Source organism: Congregibacter sp. (assembly GCF_045107095.1).
GTDB lineage: Bacteria > Pseudomonadota > Gammaproteobacteria > Pseudomonadales > Halieaceae > Congregibacter.
Genome location: NZ_JBGCFU010000116.1, coordinates 1 through 3,061, shown reverse-complemented (window position 1 = coordinate 3,061; position 3,061 = coordinate 1). Strand labels below are relative to the sequence as shown.

Genomic DNA, 3,061 nt, shown 5'->3' with positions numbered 1-3,061 from the left:
CTTCGCGCCAAGCCCAGCCTGATGCTCCTTCAATATCCCGATTATCTGCTCTTCGCTGAAACGGCTTCTCTTCATCGTTTGTCTCCTCTTGGGAGAACAGGCTAACTCAAAAAACCGGACTTTTCAGGGGAGCAGGTCACTCGATTAAAACCGAAGTCGGATGGAGGTGCATGCATCACCTTAAAAACTAACTCTTTCACGTCTTCTCGTTGAGTAATGCTGCGATACTCTGAAGTCCTAACACAGGTCCGTAGCGTGCCTGTCTCTCGCAACTTCCGAACCCAACGGTAATGAGATGATCGGGGGATACCGATACGCATAAGTGTTGCACGATCTCAGACCTTCGATGTTTCAACAAGCTTAATCACGGACAGTTTCTCTGCCTCAGACATCCGATTTGGAAAAGTGTTTAGAGCCCTTCTGGAGTTTACAAACCGTGCCTCCAAGGCGACGAGTTTTGAGTTCTGGAGCTTAGCGGAAGAGTGAGAAGGTACTAGCTTTTACTGACCGAGGTCCTTCCGTGCGAGAGCAATTGTGCCTGCAAGAATAAAGCGATTTCTCCAACTATAGTAAGAACTAACGGGTACTTTGTTGCGCTTGCGCAGCTGCGTGACGGTACAAGTATTTCCTAACCCAGCAATGACGATCTGTGCTTTGAACTCAGCGGTATGTAATCTTCTCGATTTCGTAATATGCGGCATTTTCCACTCCAGCATGATTTCGAGCTCGTAGATTATAGCATACGATCGCTGTTCTAGATCAGTGCCATGGCGAGGCTTGAATATAGTGATGGGTGACAAGTCCAGCCTGGCATCACAGCCATCTTCTGACGCCTGTATAACTTGCAGCCTTCGACACTCTGGGCTGTGACCTGCCGTTTGCCGCAACCAGCATGAAGGTCCGCTGTCGGAAAACGGGCCAAACTTTGCAAATTCCGCTCTCTGCGCATAGTTGCCGTTCATGCAACAAAACGTCCAAGGACCGCTCCCAGCCCGAAGCGGACGCGTCGCTGCCGGGTCGAAATTGCGATAGCTGACATTCGCTGCACAGCGCACGAACTGGTAAGGTGCGGACGAAGCGTTTATTCGCTACCGCTGAGCCTATGAGCTTGAGCTGTCTGGTTCACCTGTGCGAGCCAGCAGCAGGTATATCCATGTGGAGGCTTGGCGCGGCGATATTATGACACTGATTGAAAAATTTGACATCTCAGTCAACGGCTCTTTGTGCATCTCATCAGGGTACGCTGAAGTCACTTCGACGCTGCCCCGTCGGGCTACTTCCAGGCAAGCGCCGTCCGGAGATCATCGAGATCCGCGCCTCGGCCGGCGAGCCACGCATCGCCCACAAGGCGGCTTCCTACCATTGAGAGATGGCTGTTGTCGAAATAGACAGGTCGTCCCTCGCGATAGGCCGGACAGCGGCCGTCATTGCAAAGAGCTGGAAAAGGATCGACGTAATAGACATGTTCTTTGCGCTCTGCGATGTCACGTAGCGCAGCGCTGATCTGCGGTTCTCTGTCATCGACTGACACCTCCTCACAGTCGAGGAAGGCGAGTTTCAGATGTTTCTTGAAGCAGTCACCGTCAAAGTTCTCTTGTGATGGTACTTCTCCGATTAGGATCACCCGCTTGCCTGCGCTGAGCAGGTCATCGACCGACTGGCCCAGTTCCACGCGCAAGTCCGCACCAGCGCCTTGGCCTCTGAACGCGTGACCAGCCCACAAGGCTGCGAGCACAACCGTATCGTAATCGGGTAGGACGGTCTTCATATGCGCGACAGAGTCCGCGCAACTTTGCTCATAGCGCGGGAGGGTATAGGGATGTGTATCCCCGGCGATCGGCGGACATGCGCTGTGTGCGACATTGCGGAACCGAAAGCCAAGCGCGTCGGACAGCACATCGAAGGCCCCAACAAAATGCGCTGCGTTGGAATCACCGTAAAGCAAAACTCCGGTGCCGTTATCAGGCCCACGCAGGCAGTCAGGATTTGAGGTAATCTCTGCTGTCAAAGTTGGCCTCTGGCAGATGAAGTCGAATTTGAAGGCTGGTTGCGGCGTCTCAGCCAGTCGCTCGGCGTAATCGCCGAAGATCCATGGCCCCACCCCCCGCGTTGCCGTATTGAAGATCCCTAACGCCAGAATGACGGAGGTTGGCAGCAAAAAATAACGCTTTATCACCTGACCAGCCGTCACCTTCCGCGCCCGCAACGGCGTTTCGACGTAGCGATAGGTGAACGCAGCTAGCAGCACCATACCCACTAGAGAAACCACCTGCTGCATCGCTCCGAGATTGGGGTCGAAGTAGCGTTGGACCGCGAGGATCGGCCAGTGCCAGAGATAGAGTGAGAAGCTGATGAACCCGATCCACCTCATCGGCGGCAATGAAAGAAGGCGTGCGACCGGCTGGTCCGGGCAACGTCCTGAGATCAGCAATAGGACAGTGCCGACAGTGACCGGTACGGCATTAAACCCCGGAAAGGGGCGGGCCTCGTTCAGCATCGCAGCACTCCCGAAAACTGCGACCAGACCGGCGATCCCCAGTACAAAAGCCATGCCGGGGCTTGGCACACCCCGACCCGCCCGCTCGCTCAGTGCTAGATATGCGCCTGCGCCAAGTTCGAATACGCGGGTCGGCAGCATGTAGTAGGCAAAGGTGAAACGTTCGGTGGCGAGAAGCAGTTCACCAAGTAACACGCTAAGGACGATCAAACAGCCAAGTATGAGGCGGGCAAGGCTTGGCCGTTGGGCGACGAGCAGGAGGACTGCGGGCCAGAGGATGTAGAACTGCTCCTCCACGCCAAGCGACCACATGTGCAGCAATGGTTTCGTTTGGCTGTCTTCGGCGAAGTATCCCGTATCCAGAAAGGCGCTGAAGTAGATATTAGCGGAGAAAAGTGCCGTTGCGATCGCTGAGGCGGACAGATCTTCAACATGCTCCGGCATAAAGAGAACTGTACCTATTGCCAGGGTGATCCCCGTGACGAAGAACATTGCAGGGAAAATGCGTCGGGCGCGTCTTAGGTAAAACTCAGCGAAGGAGAAATTTCCAGCGTCGATCTCGCG

1 protein-coding gene is annotated in these 3,061 nt (G+C 54.7%); it reads right to left on the bottom strand.

Annotation, left to right across the window (positions count from 1 at the left end; genetic code table 11):
- Positions 1–1,273 precede the first annotated feature (1,273 nt).
- Positions 1,274–3,061, bottom strand: a 1,788-nt coding sequence (locus AB8B76_RS14165) for an acyltransferase family protein (protein WP_405273443.1), incomplete at its 5' end; no start/stop codon positions are given.